18 protein-coding genes and 2 tRNA genes are annotated in these 21,961 nt (G+C 36.1%); 7 read left to right on the top strand and 13 right to left on the bottom strand.

Annotation, left to right across the window (positions count from 1 at the left end):
• Window positions 1-31: 31 nt before the first annotated feature.
• The 6 genes from DYE19_RS05525 to sstT form a co-directional block, all read right to left on the bottom strand.
• Window positions 32-592, bottom strand: coding sequence for a TorD/DmsD family molecular chaperone (locus DYE19_RS05525; protein WP_174694533.1), 561 nt, complete (start codon window positions 590-592; stop codon window positions 32-34).
• Window positions 592-1,200 (bottom strand): NAD(P)H-dependent oxidoreductase, encoded by a 609-nt coding sequence (locus DYE19_RS05530; protein WP_115322905.1) that lies wholly within the window; start codon window positions 1,198-1,200, stop codon window positions 592-594. Before DYE19_RS05530 ends, DYE19_RS05525 begins: the two co-directional genes overlap by 1 nt.
• Before the next feature lie 7 nt (window positions 1,201-1,207).
• Complete coding sequence (locus DYE19_RS05535) at window positions 1,208-1,657, bottom strand: NfeD family protein (RefSeq protein WP_115322906.1); 450 nt, start codon at window positions 1,655-1,657, stop codon at window positions 1,208-1,210.
• A 24-nt stretch (window positions 1,658-1,681) separates the two neighbouring features.
• Window positions 1,682-2,605 (bottom strand): SPFH domain-containing protein, encoded by a 924-nt coding sequence (locus tag DYE19_RS05540; protein WP_049215949.1) that lies wholly within the window; start codon window positions 2,603-2,605, stop codon window positions 1,682-1,684.
• Between the two features lie 46 nt (window positions 2,606-2,651).
• A complete protein-coding gene (gene modF / locus DYE19_RS05545; protein WP_115322907.1) occupies window positions 2,652-4,103 on the bottom strand; it encodes a molybdate ABC transporter ATP-binding protein ModF in 1,452 nt (483 codons plus the stop codon).
• Between the two features lie 89 nt (window positions 4,104-4,192).
• Window positions 4,193-5,434, bottom strand: a complete 1,242-nt coding sequence (sstT, locus tag DYE19_RS05550; protein ID WP_049215953.1) for a serine/threonine transporter SstT — start codon at window positions 5,432-5,434, stop codon at window positions 4,193-4,195.
• A gap of 368 nt (window positions 5,435-5,802) precedes the next feature.
• Between sstT and DYE19_RS05555 the strand changes: the two genes are divergently transcribed.
• The gene (locus DYE19_RS05555) at window positions 5,803-6,252 is read left to right on the top strand and encodes a S24 family peptidase (protein ID WP_049215955.1); all 450 of its coding nucleotides are present in this window, start codon (window positions 5,803-5,805) and stop codon (window positions 6,250-6,252) included.
• Between the two features lie 162 nt (window positions 6,253-6,414).
• Here DYE19_RS05555 and lpdA read toward each other — a convergent pair whose 3' ends face one another.
• The 7 genes from lpdA to rsgA form a co-directional block, all read right to left on the bottom strand.
• Window positions 6,415-7,836, bottom strand: coding sequence for a dihydrolipoyl dehydrogenase (gene lpdA / locus DYE19_RS05560; protein WP_049215957.1), 1,422 nt, complete (start codon window positions 7,834-7,836; stop codon window positions 6,415-6,417).
• 120 nt (window positions 7,837-7,956) lie between these two features.
• Window positions 7,957-9,852 carry a pyruvate dehydrogenase complex dihydrolipoyllysine-residue acetyltransferase gene (aceF, locus tag DYE19_RS05565; RefSeq protein WP_115322908.1) on the bottom strand — a complete coding sequence of 632 codons (1,896 nt, stop codon included), beginning with the start codon at window positions 9,850-9,852 and terminating at the stop codon, window positions 7,957-7,959.
• Window positions 9,853-9,921: 69 nt separating this feature from the next.
• Entirely contained in the window at window positions 9,922-12,585 is a 2,664-nt protein-coding gene (aceE, locus tag DYE19_RS05570) for a pyruvate dehydrogenase (acetyl-transferring), homodimeric type (protein WP_049215961.1), read from the bottom strand.
• Window positions 12,586-13,161: 576 nt separating this feature from the next.
• Window positions 13,162-13,662: a PTS glucose transporter subunit IIA gene (gene crr, locus DYE19_RS05575; RefSeq protein WP_049215965.1), complete on the bottom strand. Its 501-nt coding sequence runs from the start codon at window positions 13,660-13,662 to the stop codon at window positions 13,162-13,164.
• A gap of 58 nt (window positions 13,663-13,720) precedes the next feature.
• Window positions 13,721-15,448, bottom strand: coding sequence for a phosphoenolpyruvate-protein phosphotransferase PtsI (gene ptsI / locus DYE19_RS05580; RefSeq protein WP_115322909.1), 1,728 nt, complete (start codon window positions 15,446-15,448; stop codon window positions 13,721-13,723).
• An 84-nt stretch (window positions 15,449-15,532) separates the two neighbouring features.
• Window positions 15,533-15,790, bottom strand: a complete 258-nt coding sequence (gene ptsH, locus DYE19_RS05585) for a phosphocarrier protein Hpr (protein ID WP_049215968.1) — start codon at window positions 15,788-15,790, stop codon at window positions 15,533-15,535.
• Window positions 15,791-16,014: 224 nt separating this feature from the next.
• Window positions 16,015-17,067: a small ribosomal subunit biogenesis GTPase RsgA gene (gene rsgA / locus DYE19_RS05590; RefSeq protein WP_115322910.1), complete on the bottom strand. Its 1,053-nt coding sequence runs from the start codon at window positions 17,065-17,067 to the stop codon at window positions 16,015-16,017.
• 81 nt (window positions 17,068-17,148) lie between these two features.
• On the opposite strand from rsgA, the gene orn reads away from it, so the two are divergent.
• The 6 genes from orn (at window position 17,149) to mutL (ending at window position 21,957) form a co-directional block, all read left to right on the top strand.
• Window positions 17,149-17,703, top strand: coding sequence for an oligoribonuclease (gene orn, locus DYE19_RS05595; protein ID WP_115322911.1), 555 nt, complete (start codon window positions 17,149-17,151; stop codon window positions 17,701-17,703).
• A gap of 327 nt (window positions 17,704-18,030) precedes the next feature.
• Window positions 18,031-18,106 (top strand) — tRNA-Gly (locus DYE19_RS05600).
• A gap of 23 nt (window positions 18,107-18,129) precedes the next feature.
• Window positions 18,130-18,205, top strand: a tRNA-Gly gene (locus DYE19_RS05605).
• Window positions 18,206-18,364: 159 nt separating this feature from the next.
• Window positions 18,365-18,850 (top strand): tRNA (adenosine(37)-N6)-threonylcarbamoyltransferase complex ATPase subunit type 1 TsaE, encoded by a 486-nt coding sequence (tsaE, locus tag DYE19_RS05610; RefSeq protein ID WP_115322912.1) that lies wholly within the window; start codon window positions 18,365-18,367, stop codon window positions 18,848-18,850.
• A gap of 12 nt (window positions 18,851-18,862) precedes the next feature.
• Window positions 18,863-20,098 carry an N-acetylmuramoyl-L-alanine amidase gene (locus DYE19_RS05615; RefSeq protein WP_115322913.1) on the top strand — a complete coding sequence of 412 codons (1,236 nt, stop codon included), beginning with the start codon at window positions 18,863-18,865 and terminating at the stop codon, window positions 20,096-20,098.
• 5 nt (window positions 20,099-20,103) lie between these two features.
• Complete coding sequence (gene mutL / locus DYE19_RS05620; protein WP_115323583.1) at window positions 20,104-21,957, top strand: DNA mismatch repair endonuclease MutL; 1,854 nt, start codon at window positions 20,104-20,106, stop codon at window positions 21,955-21,957.
• Window positions 21,958-21,961 lie beyond the last annotated feature (4 nt).

Genomic DNA, 21,961 nt, shown 5'->3' on the forward strand with positions numbered 1-21,961 from the left:
TTTTATAGCCTGCTTTTAACATCATCCTTAATTATAGCGCCTCATCTAGTTCATCTGCCATTGCTGCAAGAATATCTTTACACAATATAGCAAGTGCTTTATAAAAAGGTAAGTTAGCTTTAGCTTCTACTTGAGGCAAAAATTTACTCGCACAAGGCAGTAAAAATCGCTCAAATAACTCTCGCTGTGCGACGACAGAATCAACATTATCTTCAATCCAAGATGCCGTAAGTAAAAGCAATGCAAAATGATCCTCATTCTGTACATCATGCATACCACGCATTTGGCGAAAATTAATAAACTCAACAACATCTAGCTGATAAGCTGAAATTTTCGTATTGACTAACGCATTCTCATTTACAAATAACCTTTGATATTCATTATCAAGCGCAGTCAAATCAACTCGCATTTGAATACTCGCAAGTGCTTGCTCGCTTGCCAAGTCTGTCGTTAACGGCCAAAGTTCGCTTAATCCATTTTGCTGTAACCAAGCAAATACATCTGCCAAAATAGGATCTGTTGGTGAACGGTACCATAAGTTACCGAATAAACGAGCAATCATCGAAAAATTATTCAACTGATTTTCTGCTATCATACTTTTTTCTCTAAAAGTGCGGTTAAATTTTGCTGAGTTTTATTAATAGCAATTTGCAACATTTGCTGGCGAGCCTCATCATCAATAATATGAATATCACCAAATAATTCATACTGAATATCAGTAATACCACAGTAGTTAAATAATCCATCAACTAAACAATCTTTTAATGAATCAGCAAAACCAATCTCTTGATAACGCGATACATTATTGCCAATCGTAATAAATTGCTGCATCTTTTTATTCTGTAACAAACCAATAGACACTCCATTTTCAGTCTTATATGCAAAACCATAACTTAAGACACGATCAAAATATCCTTTTAATATGGCTGGAAAGCCCATCCACCACAGTGGATAAATTAGTGTGATTAAGTGGGCACTAGTCATCAGCTTTTGTTCATGCTTTATTTCAGCAGGCACAATCTCTTGATAAGCGGCTTGCATTTCTTCCCATGATAAAACAGGATTGAAATTTAAGGTATAGAGATCTCGTACAATAGTTTCTATGCCTGCATTCTGACTAACGTGAACGACTGCATCTAAAATTGCGCGATTAAAACTATTTTGTATATTAGGATGTGCAAAAAGAATCAAATGTTTCATATCTGCTTTAATTTACTTTATTAACTAATAAAGTAATCCCCTCCACTGCAACCACTTCAACCAGATCACCAACTTGTAATTGACTCCCTTGAATTCGCCAAGTTGTATCACCGAAATGTCCTCGTCCAATACCATTATGACCTATTTCTTTTACTGTGCCTTTCGCACCAAGCATCGCATGATCACGTTGATTTAAAGAAGAGTGAGATTGATCACTTGTATCTTTATTATGTTGATATTTCCACCAAGCCACACTAAATAATAGTGCTAACATTGCATAACTAATTGAAAGGAATGTGAGAGATAACGAGGGAATTAGTGCCATAATACCTGCAATCACTAAAGCCGCTAGCCCCCACCATAATAAAAATACCCCAGGAATAATAATTTCAGCAATAAGTAGTACAAAACCTAACACCAACCAATGCCAAACGCTCCACGTTGAGAACCATTCCATAACCCACCTCACTCTCCGACCAAATTAGGCTTTTTTATCACCTTTTAATAATTCTGCAATACCTGCTATCGAGCCAATCAAATTACCAGCCTCTAATGGCATTAATACGACTTTACTGTTTTCTGAACCACCAATTTCTTTTAATGCTTCAGTATATTTTTGTGCAATAAAGTAATTAATTGCTTTAGTATCGCCACTTGCAATCGCATCTGACACCATTTGTGTTGCTTTTGCTTCAGCTTCAGCTGCACGCTCACGTGCTTCCGCTTGCAAGAACGCTTCTTGACGTTCACCTTCAGCTTTCAAAATACGCGCTTGTTTATCACCTTCAGCACGTAAAATCTCTGCCTGACGTACACCTTCTGCTTCTAAAATATCTGCACGTTTATTACGTTCTGCTTTCATTTGTGCATTCATTGCAGCAATTAATTCTTGTGGTGGACGAACATCACGAATCTCAATACGTGTTACTTTTATTCCCCACGGATTTGTTGCTTCATCTACGATAGACAATAAACGACTATTAATAGAATCACGCTGTGAAAGCATCTCATCTAATTCCATCGAACCCAATACGGTACGAATATTAGTCATTGTTAAATTGATAATCGCTTGCTCTAAATGATTGACTTCATAAGCAGCATTACGTGCATCAATCACTTGAACGAAGCATACTGCATCAATAGATACATTCGCATTATCTTTTGAAATCACTTCTTGTGATGGAATATCTAATACCTGTTCCATCATATTAATACGACGGCCAACACGATCAATAAAAGGTACAACAAAGTTCAAACCTGGTGTGAGCGTGCGAGTATAACGCCCAAAACGCTCAATCGTCCAATGATAACCTTGAGGTACTGTTTTAAGCGTTGAATATAAAACTACAATCACTAATACAATAAAGAAAATAGTTGCGATTGGTAAACCATCAATAAAATCCATTGTTATTCTCCCAAATAAGTTATAATTCATACGAAAGTCTAGCAAACTAAGCCGCACTTTGTATATAAGAATATTGTCCTGATTCAGTAATAAATTCAAGTATATGGGTAATACAGCTAGGGGCGTCCTGATCTTGATGTGAAACAAAAAGTAATTGAGTTTGGTTATTCTTCACTAATTGCTCAATAAAATATTTGACTAATTTGCGATTTAAACCATCTAACCCTTGAAATGGTTCATCTAAAACTAATATCGGTGGATGTTTAACCATTGCTCGAGCAATCAGTAACAAACGCTGTTGTCCCCAAGACAATGAGCGAAAAGGTTTCGTTGCTAAACTACTTAAATGCAAACGTTGTAGCCATTGCATCGCTTTCAACTTCAATATATTAGGTACTTGCTGATAGACACCTATACTATCAAAATACCCTGAGACAATCACATCAAGCGCTGAACAATTCACGCGATAATCCATATGCAACTGGCTGCTCATATAACCTATTTTTTGTTTAATCTCCCATATAGTTTCGCCACTTCCTCGCTGCCTACCAAATAAGACGACGTGATTTGAATATGCTTGTGGATGATCACCAGTTAAAAGAGATAATAATGTAGACTTACCTGCACCATTAGGTCCTTTTACCCACCAATGCTGCCGTTGTGCAACAGTCCAACTTAAATTATTTAAAATTTTTTTATCTCCATATTGAATAGTTACATCTTTTAACTCAAATGGATTTACCCCAGCTGGTAATATAATGGGTTCATTGACTGGCTCAGGGAAAGGAATATCAACGGATGTTTCTGCATGTTTGAGTTGTTGGTACATTGACTGCTGTTCAACTTGCTGTCTTGGTCCCTGTAAAATCAATTCACGATGATCTAATAATGCAATATGGCTTGCTATATCTGGGATATCTGAAAAACGGTTGGCAATGAGTATCAATCCTATATTATTTTTCAATTGGTTAAATAATGTTAACCAATCCTGCACTGATTTTTTATCTAGTCCCTCAAAAGGCTCATCTAGAATTAATAGGTCAGGCTCACTCACTAAGGCTTGGCAAAGTAATACTTTTCGACTTTCACCTGTCGAAAGTTGAATAAAAGGACGATCTAATAAATGTTCGATATTTAGTATATTGGCATAATACGAACAAAGAGAATCCTTTTTAGAATTCTCTAAAATCATCTGTCGTGCTGTTTTGCCAAACTCATCAGGACTGACTGCATCGTTATTACGTAATTTAAAGGTTTCCTCGATAATATCCTGCTGCTTCTCAAAAGATAATGTCGCTATACATTGAAAATGATTCTCATACTCTCCAGACATAAGCTCTAGCTTATTCTGTAACGCTAAAGCAAAAGCACTCTTACCACTTCCATTACTCCCAACGATAGTCCAAAACTCACCTTTTCTCAAAGTAAAAAAAGGGATATTTAGATATTGCCATTTTGCTAGTTTAAAGTGCGTTTTTTCAATATATAATCTGCTCATAAACATCCTTCGTAAGTAACTATTTCCCACATTAGTGATATATAAAAAAAGCGGATGATAAATCCGCTTTTAATATAGTATATATCAAATTATATTTGTTTATTTTCTTCGGCAATACAAGCTGCAGCAGTAAATAAAACATCAGTCGATGAATTTAACGCAGTTTCTGTTGAATCTTGTAAAATACCAATAATAAAACCAACACCGATCATTTGTGCTGCCACATCATCAGAAATACCAAATAGGCTACAAGCTAGTGGAATTAATAATAATGAGCCACCTGCCACACCAGAGGCTCCACAGGCACATATACTTGCAACAACACTCAACAATAGGGCACTAAAGAACGACACTTCCAGATTTAATGTATGAACTGCGGCTAACGTTAAAATCGTCACAGTGATTGCAGCTCCAGCCATATTAATCGTTGCACCTAATGGAATAGAAACAGAATAAGTTTCTTCATCTAAATTTAAACGCTTTGCTAAATTGATATTGACGGGAATATTTGCAGCCGAGCTACGTGTAAAAAATGCTGTCAAACCGCTCTCTCGAACACACGTCCAAACTAATGGATATGGATTACGACGAATTTTCCAATACACTAAAATTGGATTGACAACAAAAGCAACAAATAGCATTGAACCAACTAACACTGCCAATAAATGAATATAACCGCCTAATGCTGCCAATCCTTTATCTGCTAATGTTTCACTTACTAAACCAAATACACCAATTGGGGCAAATGCAATAATCACATAAACAATTTTTGATACAGCTTCCGCTAAATCTGAAACCATTACTTTAGTTGTTTCAGATGCATGGCGTAAAGCTAAACCTAAACCAATAGACCATGCTAGCACGCCCACAAAATTTGCTTTAAATAATGCATTTAAAGGATTATCTACAACGTTAAAGACCAAAGTAAGTAATACTTGCCCAACCCCTTGAGGCGCTGATGTCATGTCTTCTTTTGTTGTTAAAGCTACTTCACTTGGGAATAAAAAGCCTGCGATGACAGCTGTTAATGCTGCTAAGAAAGTACCTAAAAGATATAAAATCACAATGGATTTCATATTACTTTTAGTGCCAATTTTTTTGTTTGCAATCGCCGCCATAACAAGCACAAAAATCAAAATTGGCGCAACTGCGCGTAGTGAACGAACAAAAATCGTCCCTAACACACCCACTTTTTCCGCTAAATTAAAATCTAATACACTCTGTAATGTAGGTGTAATTAATGCCACGATAAGACCTAAAATAAGACCAATAAAAATGCGTTTAACCAAATTGCCTTGGAAAAACAAACTAAGTAAACGAGATGTGTTCATAATTAAATCACATATTTTTGTGCGAATGCACTCATTACCAATATTTAGATCAAATATTTGATCCCCCTAATAAAGCCTAAAGATAGCTTACTTTTTAAGTAAAGAAAATATCAATTTTTATATTTTTGCTATATTGCTGATTCTATATTAAAAATAATGAAGCTCTCATTAGAAAATATTTTATTTCTAGTAGCATTTTTTAGATAAAACTTACATGACTAACAGTCATCGAAACAACAATCAGAACACAACATAAACAAAAAAAGTTCAATTTTTTTACAAAAAATACTAACAACCATTGACAAACTGTATATAAAAACAGTAAACTAAACCTGTATAAATAACCAGTTTAATTTGAGAGGTATATGATGAATTATGCAAATAATGATACCGCACAAAATGATAATGCCTTATCTTATCGCCCTGTACCACTTTATGACGATATCCAGAGCTCACGCTTTAATTTTAGTAAAAAGCTAGATCTAAACCTTTATTGCGTAAAACGTCCACAGCAAACTTGCTTTATACGTGTAACTAATCCCAATATGTTAGCTTGGGGAATTGAAATAGATGATATGCTAGTTGTAGAAAAAAATGAGAGTTTATCATTAGGTGACTTGGTTGTATTAGAAACAGAAAAACAATTCCATATTTATGAATTGATTGCTCATCAAAATAATGAATTTGTTTTCCTTTCTCTTGATTCGAAACAAGCTAATATTAAAACTGAAAATTGGTTATCTTTACCGATTGTGGGAACAGTCACTAATACGATTCATCAAATTAAGCCTAAAAGTAAAATGCGCTTTGCAGCTTAAATAGAATAAAAGTGCGGTTAAAATTTAAAAAACCTCGACATCACTCTTATTCTCTGCTCAAAAATAAACTAACTTATAATAAATTTTCTTATACAGAATATAAAAAAATACCGCACTCTATATAAGTGCGGTAAAATTTTTTATTTTTAATCCAAGTAAAAATTATTTTTTCTTCGCTTTTGGATTTGGTAAATCAGTAATTGAACCTTCAAATACTTCTGCAGCTAAACCAACTGATTCGTGCAATGTTGGGTGAGCATGGATAGTCAATGCAAGATCTTCAGCATCACAACCCATTTCAATCGCCAGTCCAATTTCGCCTAATAGTTCACCACCATTAGTACCTACAATTGCACCACCAATTACGCGGTGAGTATCTTTATCGAAGATCAATTTAGTCATACCATCTGCACAGTCAGATGCAATAGCACGACCTGATGCAGCCCAAGGGAATTTAGCTACTTCGTAGTTAATACCCTCAGCTTTACATTCTTTCTCTGTTTTACCTACCCAAGCCACTTCTGGTTCAGTATAAGCAATTGAAGGAATGACTTTTGGATCAAAGTAATGCTTCATACCTGCAATTACTTCTGCTGCAACATGTCCTTCATGTACACCTTTATGTGCTAACATTGGTTGTCCAACAATATCACCGATAGCAAAAATATGAGATACATTTGTACGCATTTGCTTATCTGTACGAATGAAACCACGATCATCAACTTCAACGCCAGCAATACCCGCATCAATTAATTTACCGTTTGGCACACGACCAATAGCAACAAGTACTGCATCATAGCGGCGAGTTTCTGTCGCAGCTTTACCTTCCATTGAAACATAAATACCATCTTCTTTTGCTTCAACTGCCGTAACTTTTGTCTCAAGTAATAAATTGAATTTTTTAGATATACGTTTTGTATAAATCTGAACCATATCTTTATCAGCGGCTGGAATAACTTGGTCAAACATCTCAACAACATCAATTTTTGATCCTAATGCATGATAAACCGTTCCCATTTCAAGACCGATAATACCACCACCCATAATCAATAAATTTTCAGGCACTTCTTTTAACTTAAGTGCATCTGTTGAATCCCAAATACGAGGATCTTCATGAGGAATAAATGGTAATTGAATTGGGCGTGAACCTGCTGCAATAATGGCATTATCAAATTTAATTGTCGTTTCACCCTCTTCCCCAGCAACGATAATCGTATTTGGACCAGAGAATTTACCATAACCATTCACAACTTGAACTTTACGCTGTTTAGCCATGCCAGCTAGACCACCGGTCAATTGAGCAATTACTTTTTCTTTCCAGCCACGGATTTTATTCACATCTGTGTTCGGTTCACCAAAAACGATACCATGTTCTGCAAGTGCTTTAGCTTCTTCAATCACTTTAGCAACATGTAATAATGCTTTAGATGGAATACAACCAACATTTAAGCAAACACCACCTAATGTTGAATAACGCTCAACGATCACCGTTTCTAAACCTAAGTCCGCACAACGGAAAGCTGCAGAATAGCCTGCAGGACCAGCACCTAATACCACAACTTGAGTTTTAATTTCTTTATTCATTTTAACCTCGTTAAACGATGTGATGTGATTCTGTAAAATATTGCGATTTGTTACCGCACTTTCACCACATTTAGAGTTGATAAATAATCCGTTCAATTCTTTATTGAACGGATTACAGGATTACATAACTAAGCGGCGAAGATCAGACAAGACACCATTAATAAATGTGATAAATCTCGCACCATCCGCACCATCAATCACACGATGATCGTAAGATAATGATAGCGGTAACATTAAACGAGGCGTAAAGTCTTTACCATTCCAAACTGGTGTCATTTCAGATTTAGACACACCTAAAATTGCCACTTCTGGCGCATTCACAATTGGTGTGAAATGAGTACCACCAATTCCACCTAAGCTTGAAATAGTAAAACAGCCGCCTTGCATGTCAGAAGCAGTCAGTTTACCTGCACGGGCTTTTTTAGAAATTTCTGCTAACTCACGAGAAAGCTCAATAATCCCTTTCTTATTTACATCTCTAAAGACAGGTACTACTAAACCATTCGGGGTATCTACTGCAACACCAATATTGATATATTTTTTCAATGTTAAGCGTTGACCATCTTCAGATAATGAACTATTAAAACGTGGATATGCTTCTAATGCTTTAGCGACTGCTTTCATAATAAACACTAATGGCGTAATTTTAACATCCAATTTTTGTTTTTCAGCTAAAACATTTTGTTCTTTACGGAATTGCTCTAAATCAGTGATATCCGCTTTATCCCATTGAGTAACATGTGGAATCATCACCCAGTTACGGTGTAAATTAGCACCAGAGATTTTTTGAATACGTCCTAACTCAACTTCTTCTGTCTCACCAAATTTGCTGAAGTCTACTTTCGGCCAAGGTAATAAGCCTAGACCCGCACCATTTGCAGCACCATTTGATGCTGGTGTTGCAGATACTGAACCAGACTCAACAGCTTTAATTGCCGCTTTCACATACGCTTGAACGTCTTCTTTTAAGATACGACCTTTACGACCAGTACCTTTTACTTTATCTAAGTTAACACCAAATTCGCGTGCTAAACGACGAACTACTGGTGTTGCATAAGCAAATACTGAGCTACCTGTTACTTCCGCATCACCCGCTGGTGCAGTTGCTGCAACTGGTGCTGCTGGCGCAGACGCTTGTGGAGCTGGCGCAGCTTGTGCTGGAGCCGCTGCTACTGCGGGTGCTGCACCAGCAATTTCAAAGCGCATAATTAATGAGCCAGTTGATACTTTATCACCTGATTTCACTAAAATTTCTTTCACCACTCCACCGAATGGAGCAGGTACTTCCATTGATGCTTTATCGCCTTCAACGGTAATTAATGATTGTTCTTCAGTGATGGTATCACCTACTTTCACCATAATTTCAGTGACGTTTACCTCATCGCCACCGATATCAGGAACATTTACATCTTTAACCGCACTTTGTGCCGGTACTGCTGGAGCAGCCACCGCTGGTTGTGCTTGAGTTGATGCTGCAGGTGCTGCACCAGTTTCAAATTTCATAATTAATGAACCAGTTGAAACCTTGTCACCTACATTAATTAAGATTTCTTTTACAACACCTGCGATTGGTGCTGGAACTTCCATTGACGCTTTATCACCTTCTACATTGATGATAGATTGTTCAACTTCAACTTTATCGCCTACTTTCACCATTATTTCAGTTACGTTGACTTCATCACCGCCGATATCTGGCACGTGAACTTCAACTACTGCGCTTGCTACTGGCGCCGCAGCAGGTGCTGGAGCGGCTTCTGTTTTTGGTGCTTCTGCTGGTTTTGCATCTCCAGCTTCTAATACAAACATTGGCGAGCCAGTAGACACTTTATCACCAACTTTAACTAAAACTTCTTTGATCACACCCGCTTCTGGAGAAGGCACTTCCATTGACGCTTTATCACCTTCTACATTGATTACGCTTTGATCTACTGCAACTGTATCTCCAGCTTTTACCATTACTTCTGTAACGGTAACTTCATCACCACCAATATCTGGCACTTGAATTTGTTTTGACATTTATTTCATCCTCCAGTCATTCCTCAAAACGCTCCCTAAATTCAGGGAGCGAGAAATGTTAATCGTAAATTAGGCGTAAAGTGGGTTCACTTTATCTGCATCAATACCGTATTTAGCAATTGCTTCTGCAACAACTTTCTTATCGATAGTACCTTGTTTTGCTAACTCAGATAATGCAGCGATTGCAACATAACGCGCATCTACTTCAAAGTGTTCACGTAAGTTCTCACGGCTATCTGAACGACCGAAACCGTCAGTACCTAATACACGATAGCTTGTAGCTGGTACGTATGCACGAACTTGTTCTGCGAATAATTTCATATAGTCAGTTGCAGCAACTGCCGGTGCATCATTCATGACTTGTGCAATGTAAGGAATACGAGCTTCCGCTTCTGGGTGTAATAAGTTCCAACGATCTGCATCAGCACCTTCACGAGCCACTTCAGTGAATGACGGTACGCTGTACACATCTGAAGTTACGCCGAAGTCGTTAGCTAATAATTGAGCAGCTTCACGAACGTGACGTAAGATTGCGCCAGAACCTAATAGCTGAACTTTACCTTTACCTTGACCAGTTACAGTTTCAAATTTATAGATACCTTTACGGATACCTTCTTCAGCACCTTTTGGCATTGCTGGTTGATCATAAGTTTCGTTCAAGGTTGTGATGTAGTAGTAAACGTTCTCTTGCTCTGGACCGTACATACGGCGTACACCATCTTGCATAATTACAGCCACTTCGAATGCAAATGCTGGGTCATAAGAGATACAGTTAGGAATTGTTAATGATTGAATATGGCTGTGACCATCTTCGTGCTGTAGCCCTTCACCGTTTAACGTTGTACGACCAGATGTACCACCAATCATGAAACCACGAGCTTGTTGGTCACCGGCTGCCCACATTAGATCACCAATACGTTGGAAACCAAACATTGAGTAGTACACATAGAATGGAATCATTGGAAAATCATTGGTTGAGTAAGATGTTGCAGCAGCTAACCAAGATGCTGTTGCTCCTTGTTCATTAATCCCTTCTTGTAAAACTTGGCCATCAATTGCTTCACGATAGTAAGAGACTTGCTCACGATCCTGTGGAGTATAATTTTGACCATATGGATTGTAGATACCAATTTGACGGAATAAACCTTCCATACCAAATGTACGAGCTTCATCTGCAAGAATAGGCACAATACGTTTACCCACAGATTTGTTTTTCAATAATACGTTTAATGAACGAACAAATGCCATAGTGGTTGAAATTGGACGTGCTTGCGCTTCAAATAATTGAGCAAATTCTTCTAATTCTGGTACTTCTAACTGTTCAGTAAAGCGTGGCAAGCGAGTTGGTAAATAGCCTTGTAACGCTTGGCGACGCTCATGAAGATATTTATATTCCTCTGACCCTTCTGCAAACTTGATATAAGGTAAGTTTTCAACTTCTGCGTCAGAAATATCGATGTTAAAACGATCACGGACATGTCTTACGCCTGACATATCCATTTTCTTCACTTGGTGAGCAATATTTTTACCTTCAGCAGCATCACCCATACCATAACCTTTGATTGTTTTCACAAGTAATACAACTGGTTTGCCTTTAACTTGTTTCGCTTTGTTAAATGCTGCAAAGATTTTTAATGGATCATGACCACCACGATTAAGTGCCCAAATTTCATCATCTGTCATTTCAGCAACTAATGCTTCTGTTTCTGGATAACGACCAAAGAAATGTTTACGGACATAAGCACCATCTTTTGATTTCATCGTTTGGTAATCGCCGTCAACAACTTCCATCATTAGTTGTAATAATTTACCTGAAGTATCGCGTTGTAATAAACGATCCCAACGACGTCCCCAAATAACTTTAATCACTTCCCAACCTGCACCATTAAACAGACCTTCTAATTCTTGAATAATTTTACCATTACCTGTTACTGGCCCATCTAAACGTTGTAAGTTACAGTTGATGACAAAGACTAAATTATCAAGCTTCTCACGTGCAGCAACAGAAATCGCGCCACGTGATTCTACTTCGTCCATTTCACCATCACCTAAGAAGGCATAAACAGTCTGATCTGCTGTATCTTTTAAACCACGATTATGTAAATATTTTAAGAAACGAGCTTGATAGATTGCATTTAATGGTCCTAGTCCCATTGAAACTGTTGGGAATTGCCAGAATTCAGGCATTAATTTAGGATGCGGATAAGAAGAAAGACCTTTACCATGAACTTCTTGTCGGAAATTATCCATTTGTTCTTCAGTCAAACGTCCCTCTAAGAAAGCACGAGCATAAATTCCTGGAGAAATATGACCTTGGAAGAAAACTAAATCGCCACCATTTTTTTCTGAGCGAGCTTTAAAGAAATGATTAAAGCACACTTCATAAATAGTTGCTGAGGATTGGAAAGAAGACATATGTCCACCTAATTCCAAATCTTTTTTCGAAGCACGTAATACCATCATAATTGCATTCCAACGAATAGCACCACGAATACGTCTTTCTAAATCTAGGTTACCTGGATAATTAGGTTCTTCAGAGGTTGGAATAGTGTTGATATAGTCGGTAGTAATACCTGTCGGTAAAGAAACATTATTTGCACGAGCATGTTGCATGAGTTGTTCAATAATAAATTGTGCTCTTTCAACACCCTCTTCGCGAATGACCGCATCAATAGCTAACAACCAATCATTAGTTTCGACTGGATCTACGTCATTCTTTAACATATCTGACATAGTCTTTTCCTTATTTTGTTAAGTTAAAAGTAAGCTTAATCTTAGTTAAGATTAAGCGATGAGTTAATAACTAAATTGATAAAATTGAATACAATTTGCAAAGGAGCAATTAAGAAGAACCGCTTCACAAATTTTTAACAAATTTTATAAATATTATTAGATTTTTTTAGATAAAGATAGTGATTTCTCTCACAAAACAGAAAAAAGAATACTTTTGAGGTAGCTTTTTTCTTATCTAAATGAGCTTTTCTAATACAATAATGAAATTCGAAATATCTCTCTTTTAATACAATGAAGAAAATGAAAACTATTCTCATATTATAACCTTCATTTTATAAAATACGTATAGTTGTATCAAAAAATGAATAAATGAATCTTAATTAAGGAGAATAATAATGATATATCGACCCAAGCACAGTAAATATTAGCAAGATCTTTTAAGTGAGAGAAACGTTGTTACCTATATCAGATTACAATTTATCTATTGACTACAATATAAATTTCAAAAGATTTTAGTACAAATAAAAAAGTCTGCCTTATAATTAGACAGACTTTTCATTTAGAAAATTTCAAAGATTATTTTTTCAATACTAAAACAACAGATTCACCAGCAACAACTTCACCAGTTTTCTTTTCAATATTACTTATTTCATCCATATTTGAAATCACAACTGGAGTAAGTACTGATTTTGCTTTTGCCTCCAGCATTTCCAAATCAAATTCAATAACAGTATCACCACGCTTTACTGTTTGACCTTCTTGGGCAATGCGTTTAAAGCCTTCACCTTTTAATTCAACAGTATCAATACCGAAGTGAACAAATAATTCTACGCCATCTTTTGACTCCATCGAAAACGCATGATTAGTTTCAAAAATTTTACCAATCACACCATCAACAGGAGCAACCATTTTATTGCCTGTAGGACGAATAGCGATGCCATCCCCAACAATTTTTTCAGAAAAAACAACATCTGGTACATCTTCAATATTCACAATTTCACCAGAAAGCGGAGCAAAAATTTCCACTTCAACGGCTTTTTTGTCTTTTGAACCAAATAATTTGTCGAATAAACCCATTTTAGTCTCCTACTAAGTAAATGCGTTTATATTTTAGCGTAAAATTTTAAACTTGTATCTAATTTAATGCTTTTTCAGCTAAAAAATCTTCTACTAATTGTTCAATTTCTGCAGCCGTCGGCAGCTGTAACGCTTTAGCTGCTAATGTCTTCGCATCTGCATAGTCGACATTACGGATCAATTTTTTGATACGTGGTACAGAAATAGCACTCATACTAAATTCATCTAATCCCATGCCAAGTAACAAAATAGTTGCTTTTTCATCGCCCGCTAGCTCTCCACACATCCCCGTCCATTTCCCTTCAGCATGTGAGGCATCGATCACTTGTTTAATTAAACTTAAGACAGGTGGCGACATTGGATTATAAAGATGAGAGATTAATTCATTACCACGATCTACAGCTAAAGTATATTGTGTTAAATCATTTGTACCAATACTAAAGAAATCAACTTCTTTTGCTAAGAATTTCGCATTTACTGCAGCGGCTGGTGTTTCTACCATTACACCTATTTGAATCTCATCATCAAAAGTTTTGCCTTCACTACGTAATTCTTGTTTTAATGTATCAATAACCGCTTTTAATTCACGAATTTCTTCAACAGAAATGATCATTGGGAACATAACAGCTAGTTTACCAAATGCTGAAGCACGTAATACAGCTCTTAGTTGTGCATGTAGAATCTCTCGACGATCTAATGCGATACGTACTGCACGCCAGCCTAAAAAAGGATTCATTTCTTTTGGCAAATTTAAATAAGGTAACTCTTTATCACCACCAATATCCATCGTACGCAACACAACTAATCGTCCATTCATTGCTTCAACAACGTCTTTATAAGCGATGAACTGCTCTTCTTCTGTTGGTAATTGGTCACGATCCATAAATAAAAATTCTGTACGATATAACCCCACACCTTCAGCACCATTACGATCCGCACTTTCAACATCACGAATTGTCCCAATATTGGCAACAACATCAACACGGTGTCCATCTAAAGTTAATGCGGGCAAATCTTTTAATTTCGCTAACTCTGCTTTTTCTTCCGCGAGTTTTTGTTCTAATGCTTTTAAGCGTGTAATTTCTTGCTGTGAAGGATTTACATAAATCGCATTATTTACAGCATCAAGGATCAAGTAATCGCCTGTATTTACACGCTCGGTAACATTATTTGTACCAACAATCGCTGGAAGTTCTAAAGAACGAGCCATAATCGAGGTATGTGAAGTTCTACCACCAATATCAGTAATAAAACCTAATACTTTCTCTAAATTTAACTGTGCGGTTTCAGAAGGTGTCAAATCATAAGCAATCAGAATTGCTTCTTCATTAATATCGCCGAGATCAACAATATGCATGCCTAAGATATTTTTGATCAAACGATTACCAATGTCTCGAATATCTCCAGCACGTTCTCTTAAATATTCATCATCAATTTCAGAAAGCATTACAACTTGTTGATCTATAATCTTACTTGCTGCCACACCAGCATTTACTTTATTTGTTCTTATATAATCAATGATTTCTTCTTCTAATTCCTCATCTTCTAAGATCATTAAATGACCTTCAAAAATAGCGGCTTTCTCTTCACCTAATGTTTTTTCTGCGCGATCTCGAATTGTGCTTAGCTGCTCAACAGCAGCCTCACGTCCTTGATAAAAACGTGCTATCTCAGCTTCAATTTGAGCCTCACTAATTTTTTGCATATCAAGTACAATTTTTTCTTCTTTAAGCACTAATGCTTTACCAAAAACAATACCTGGTGAAGCTGGAATACCTGAAATCATATATAACCCTTCCGAAATATATTTAATTTTGATGATAAAAGAAAAGAATAGCCATAATATTCATGACATTATGGCTATAAACAATTATTCTAATGTTGGGATAAGAGCAACTAAATGTTCCACTGCTTTTTGCTCATCCTCACCTTCAGCTGAAATTGTAATAACTGTACCTTGTGTTAATGCTAAAGTTTGTAATTTAAATAAACTCTTCGCACTTGCACTTTTACCCGCTGAAGTCACAGTAATGTCAGATGCAAATGCTTTTGCTTCTTTTACAAACTGTGCCGCTGGACGAGTATGTAATCCATTTGGCGCAATAATTTCAACTTCTTTTGAGTACATGATTTTTTCCTCTAAACAAAATAATTAAAGTAAAATAAACAATAAATGATTATTTGCTCATTCTTTGCATATCACATTTATTTTTAAATAAAAAATAAATATATAGCTAGTATCAATCTTAGCAAGTAAATAATCAAGGTTAATCAAATAAAAACTTGAGGAAGATCACAAAAAAACACTCAAAAAGAGTGTTTTTTAGTCCTTTATTAACATTCAATTAACGACTATAGGTCGGCAGCAAAATGACGCTGGGATTTTGTTTCATTGAGGCTAGCAATAAGACGGTGATAATTATCAAAACGCACCGAATGAATCTTGCCTAATGCTACTGCTTCACGTAATGCACAACCAGGATCGGATAAATGTTTACAATCCCTAAATTTACATGTTCCTAGAAAATATTGAAACTCACGATATCCTCTCGTAATTTGCTCTTGTTCTAAATGCCATAATCCAAACTCACGTATACCTGGAGAATCAATTAAATTTCCTCCCTGAGGCAAATGATATAAACGAGAAGATGTTGTAGTATGCTGTCCAAGTCCTGAGTTTTCACTAATGCCTCCAATCTGTGCGTTAACATCAGGCAAAATATGATTAATCAAACTTGATTTTCCTACACCAGATTGTCCAACAAAAATAGATGTACCTTCAGATAAAAGAGCGGTGAGTTTTTCCATATTCTCACCTGATTGTGCTGACAAGATTATCGTTTGATAGCCAATTTTCTGATAAATTTTCAATTGTTCTTCCACTTGTTGGTATTCTGATTCTGTCAACAAATCTGACTTATTCACAATAATTACAGCTGGAATATTCGCAGTTTCACAGATCACTAAATAACGATCGATAATATTTAACGATAATGTAGGTAGCACCGCGGAAACAATGATGATACGATCAATATTCGCCGCAATTACTTTTAAACCATCATAGTAATCAGGACGTGATATTTCATTTTGGCGTGGTTTAATTGCTTCAATAACTCCGCTAATTCCTTGTAATTGTTCATTTCCTTTTCGCCAAACAACCCTATCGCCCACAACAACATTGGATAAAGTACGACGTAAATTACAACGAAATACTTCACCATGAGTATCTTCAACATCAGCATGAATCGAGTAACGAGTGACAATTATCCCATCTTGTGACTCACTTAACATATCATCTTGCCACTCAACCACTTGCTTTTCTTTACGTTGATGGCGATGTAAGGCTTTTATATTGTTTGATTGAATGCGACGTTTTTGATTCTGCGTTAATTTACGTTTACTCAATGGCTTATCCTTTAAAGTGCGGTCGTTTTTTTACAAGTTTTCCGCTAAAATACAGAAAAAGTATTTTCATAGGATAACATTATGCAATTAGATAAACAAAATCTCATTTGGATTGATTTAGAAATGACAGGCCTAGATCCTGAAAAAGAACGTATTATCGAAATAGCGACAATTGTAACAGATAAGGAGCTAAATATTTTAGCTGAAGGTCCTGTTTTAGCCATCCACCAATCTGATGAATTACTCAGTAAAATGAGTGAATGGTGCATAAAAACACATACAGCAAATGGTTTAGTTGAACGTGTTAAAAACAGCCAGTTTACTGAACGTGCAGCGGAGTTACAAACTATTGACTTTCTAAAAAAATGGGTTCCGAAAGGCGCTTCACCTATTTGTGGTAATAGCGTTTCTCAAGACAAACGTTTTTTATTTAAGTATATGCCTGAACTTGCAGAATATTTTCATTACCGTCATTTAGATGTCAGCACGCTAAAAGAGCTTGCTTCCCGCTGGAAACCCGAAATACTCAAAACATTTCAAAAGAAAAATACTCATCTTGCTTTAGATGATATTCGAGAATCGATTGCTGAATTGGCCTACTATCGAGAACATTTCATTAAGTTAGAAGAAAAATGATCTTTAAATATCACCTAACAAGTACCCTAGTACAACAATAGTTGATAAAACATTATTGCAGTCGTTTGTTATCAAACAATTCTTCTGGAATCATACAGAAATTGTGCGAAGATAACATTGCAATACAAACTATCACTACAGATATTGAACTGGAGATAAACATATCAAATAAAATATAGCGACACGATAATAATGTCCTATTTTTTTATTACCTCGTTGAATATCTAAGCAAACCGACTTTTTTCTACATTTTACACTTGCTCCTTCAAAAATTTTTCGTATAATACAGCCCTATATATCACTGTTAAGCAGTTTTGATAATGTGATGCGGGAATAGCTCAGTTGGTAGAGCACGACCTTGCCAAGGTCGGGGTCGCGAGTTCGAGCCTCGTTTCCCGCTCCAATTACAATATTTTACTCTTCAATGCGGGAATAGCTCAGTTGGTAGAGCACGACCTTGCCAAGGTCGGGGTCGCGAGTTCGAGCCTCGTTTCCCGCTCCAAAATTATATTTTTCTTAAAAATAAACTTTATTCCTTATTATTCTTTTACTTGTATTTTTATTAAAGAAAATACGCTTTTAGTCTATGTTATCCAATAAAAGTGCGGTACAATTTTGGGCTATTTTGAAATGTAATTTAATAGTAAAAAAGCATAAATCTATGACTAAAGTATCTTGCTATACCCAGTATATCCGCGATGAAAATGCAATGTGTCAATTTGGTGCCCAACTTGTCAATGCAATTCATGAGCTTGATATACCAAAAGCAATCACTATCTACTTAAATGGCGATTTAGGTGCAGGTAAGACGACGTTAAGTCGTGGAATTATTCAAGCACTAGGCCATCGCGGTAATGTAAAAAGTCCTACTTATACTTTAGTTGAAGAATATCATTTACCCACTAAAACTGTTTATCATTTTGATTTATATCGTTTAAGTGATCCTGAAGAGCTCGAGTTTATGGGAATTCGTGATTATTTTAATAATAATTGCTTGTGTTTAATCGAATGGGCCGAAAAAGGTCAAGGTTTGCTTGCAGAAGCTGATTTATTAATCAATATTATCTATGTAGAGAGTGCTCGTAATATTGAATTAGTGGCAAACACCATAGTAGGTGAACAAATTATTGGCAAATTAACACAATAACACTGTAATACGATGAGAAAGCATAATTTTATTTCATTTTTCTTAGTTATTTTCTTTTTTATTTCAATACCATCATTTGCTAATAATGTGTGGATTATTGCAATTGATCCTGGTCACGGAGGAACCGATCCTGGTGCCATTAGCCGTAATTTAAAAATGTATGAAAAAAATGTGACGTTATCTATTGCGAGAGAATTAAAAATATTACTTGATAAGGATCCAAATTTCCGTGGTGTATTAACTCGAACTGGTGACTATTTTATTTCTGTTCCCAAACGATCTGAAATTGCGCGTAAACATAAAGCGAATTTACTCATCTCTATCCATGCAGACTCTAATTTATCCCCTAATTTACGGGGAGCCTCTGTATGGGTTTTATCCAATCGCCGAGCTAATAGTGAAATGGGGCAATGGTTAGAAGATCATGAAAAACGCTCAGAGTTACTTGGCGGTGCTGGTACAGTACTTTCCTCACATAACGAAAAATACTTAGATCAAACAGTGCTTGATTTACAATTTGGTCACAGTCAACGTGTTGGCTATGAACTAGGTTCAATTGTGCTAAAACGTTTTGCTAAAATCACGGCTTTAAACCGTAGCACACCTCAGCACGCAAGTTTAGGTGTATTACGCTCACCTGATATACCTTCAATATTAGTAGAAACAGGTTTTTTATCAAATACAGATGAAGAAAAGAAACTCAGCTCGCTAGCCTACCGTAAGAAAGTTGCTTACATGATTTATGAAAGTCTAGTCGAATATCGCAAAAAAAATGTAGTCAATGAACCTAAAATACCAACGAAAACAGCATCTGGAAAAACAACTGAGAATAAATCAACCATCGCTGATAGTGGTATTCGTCATAAAGTAAAAGCAGGCGAAACCTTAAATGGCCTTGCTAAAAAATACGGCGTAAAAGTGAATGATATTACTGCATTAAATCAATTAAAACGCCGTGAATTATGGATTGGTGAAACGTTAAAAATTCCAGGAGATACAAAAAATACAAGTCAATCCGATAAAGTAAAAAAGAAAGCTGCTGAAACTAAACATGAGAAGCCTACACAAGGAAAAATCGGTTCTCAAACAAGCTCGAATACCCCGAAATATCATACCGTGAGAAAAGGACAAACATTGTATGCTATTGCACGAGAATATAATATTCCACCAACACAATTACTGAAATTAAACCCGAATTTAAAAAATGGGAAAGTCCTGATAGGACAAAAAATTAAGTTAAGAGATTAATGCCTATGCCGATTCAAGTTCTCCCTCCGCAATTAGCTAACCAAATCGCTGCTGGTGAAGTGGTGGAGCGTCCTGCTTCGGTAGTAAAAGAACTAGTAGAAAATAGTTTAGATGCTGGTGCAACACATATTCAAATTGATATCGAAAATGGCGGTAGTACATTAATACGTATTCGAGACAATGGAATGGGTATACCTAAAGCAGAACTTTCTCTTGCACTGGCTCGTCACGCCACGAGTAAAATCACTAGTTTAGAAGATTTAGATGCAATTTTAAGTTTAGGTTTTCGTGGTGAAGCATTAGCTAGTATTAGTTCAGTTTCTCGCTTAACACTCACTTCACGTATAGCTGAACAAAATGAAGCATGGCAGGTTTATGCGCAAGGACGAGAAATGGAAACGACTATTAAACCAGCCTCACATCCAGTAGGTACAACAGTTGAAGTAGCAAACTTATTTTTCAATACACCCGCACGCCGAAAATTTTTACGTACAGATAAAACCGAATTTTCACATATTGATGAAGTTATTCGTCGTATTGCTCTTGCTAAACCCAATATTACTTTTAGCTTAAGTCATAATGGAAAAACCTTGCGTCAATATAAAAATGCACAGAATGGACAAATGCTAAAACGTGTTGCTGCAATTTGTGGTAATGATTTTGTTCAAAATGCATTGCAAATTAATTGGATACATGATGATCTACATTTATCAGGCTGGGTAGCATTACCTAGTTTTGTACGCACACAAAATGACCTAAGCTATTGTTATATCAATGGTCGCATGGTGCGTGATAAAATCATAAACCACGCTATTCGTCAAGCTTATGCAGACTATTTAACCACTGAGCAATATCCCGCTTTTATCTTATTTCTTGATTTAAATCCTCATGAAGTTGATGTTAATGTTCATCCAACCAAACACGAGGTCCGTTTTCACCAACAGCGCTTAATTCATGATTTTATTTACCAAGGTATAACTCATGCCCTCAGTTCTGAACAAGCTGAGAAGAATACTTCAGAATTGAAATATGCCGCAACCAAGCCAAATCAAATTCAAGAACCAATACCACATTGGGCAACTTCAACACAAATTAGGCCGAATCGAGCTACTGCTGGGCAAAATATCTTTACATCTACTAATAGGACTGGGAATCATATCTCACTAAATAACACTCAAATTAGTGAAAATCGACCGCACTTTCTACCTAAATACTCACAAGAAAAAACAGCTAAAACGGAACGACTAGCATACAATGAACTCCTAAAGTCAACCAACACGGATTCAATCAGTACAATTCATCTTGTAGACTCCACTAAAGAGTATACAGGAAGTTATATTTTAAAAGCTCTCGCTTTAGTAGCAGAAAAAGCATTATTACTTCAGCAACATCAGCAATTCTATTTATTATCATTAACTAAACTTCAACAGTTAAAAATAGAGTTTTTATTACAACAACAGCCAATATCACAACAACCCTTGCTTATTCCCATCATATTTCGTTTGAATGAAGCACAGCTTACTCACTGGCTACAACAAAAAAACTTTTTTACACAAGTGGGCTTTGAATTTAGTGAAAATCTTAGTCAGAAACGGATTACTTTAATTAGAGTCCCGACCTGTTTGCGTGAACAAAATTTACAAAAATGTGTGATTGCGGTGTTATCACAATCAATCTGTGAATTTTCCTTATTTTTGACCGCACTTTATAAAACGCTAAGATCACATCCTATCAGTATATTTGCTGATGCTGTAAGCTTACTCACTGAAACAGAACGATTGCTAAGTCCTCAACAAACAAATAGATTATCAGAGCTGTTAATCCCTATTGATTGGCAACCTTATTTAGAGCAAATTTAAACAA

Origin of the sequence: Pasteurella canis, from assembly GCF_900454865.1 — a bacterium.
Taxonomy (GTDB): Bacteria; Pseudomonadota; Gammaproteobacteria; order Enterobacterales; family Pasteurellaceae; genus Pasteurella; species Pasteurella canis.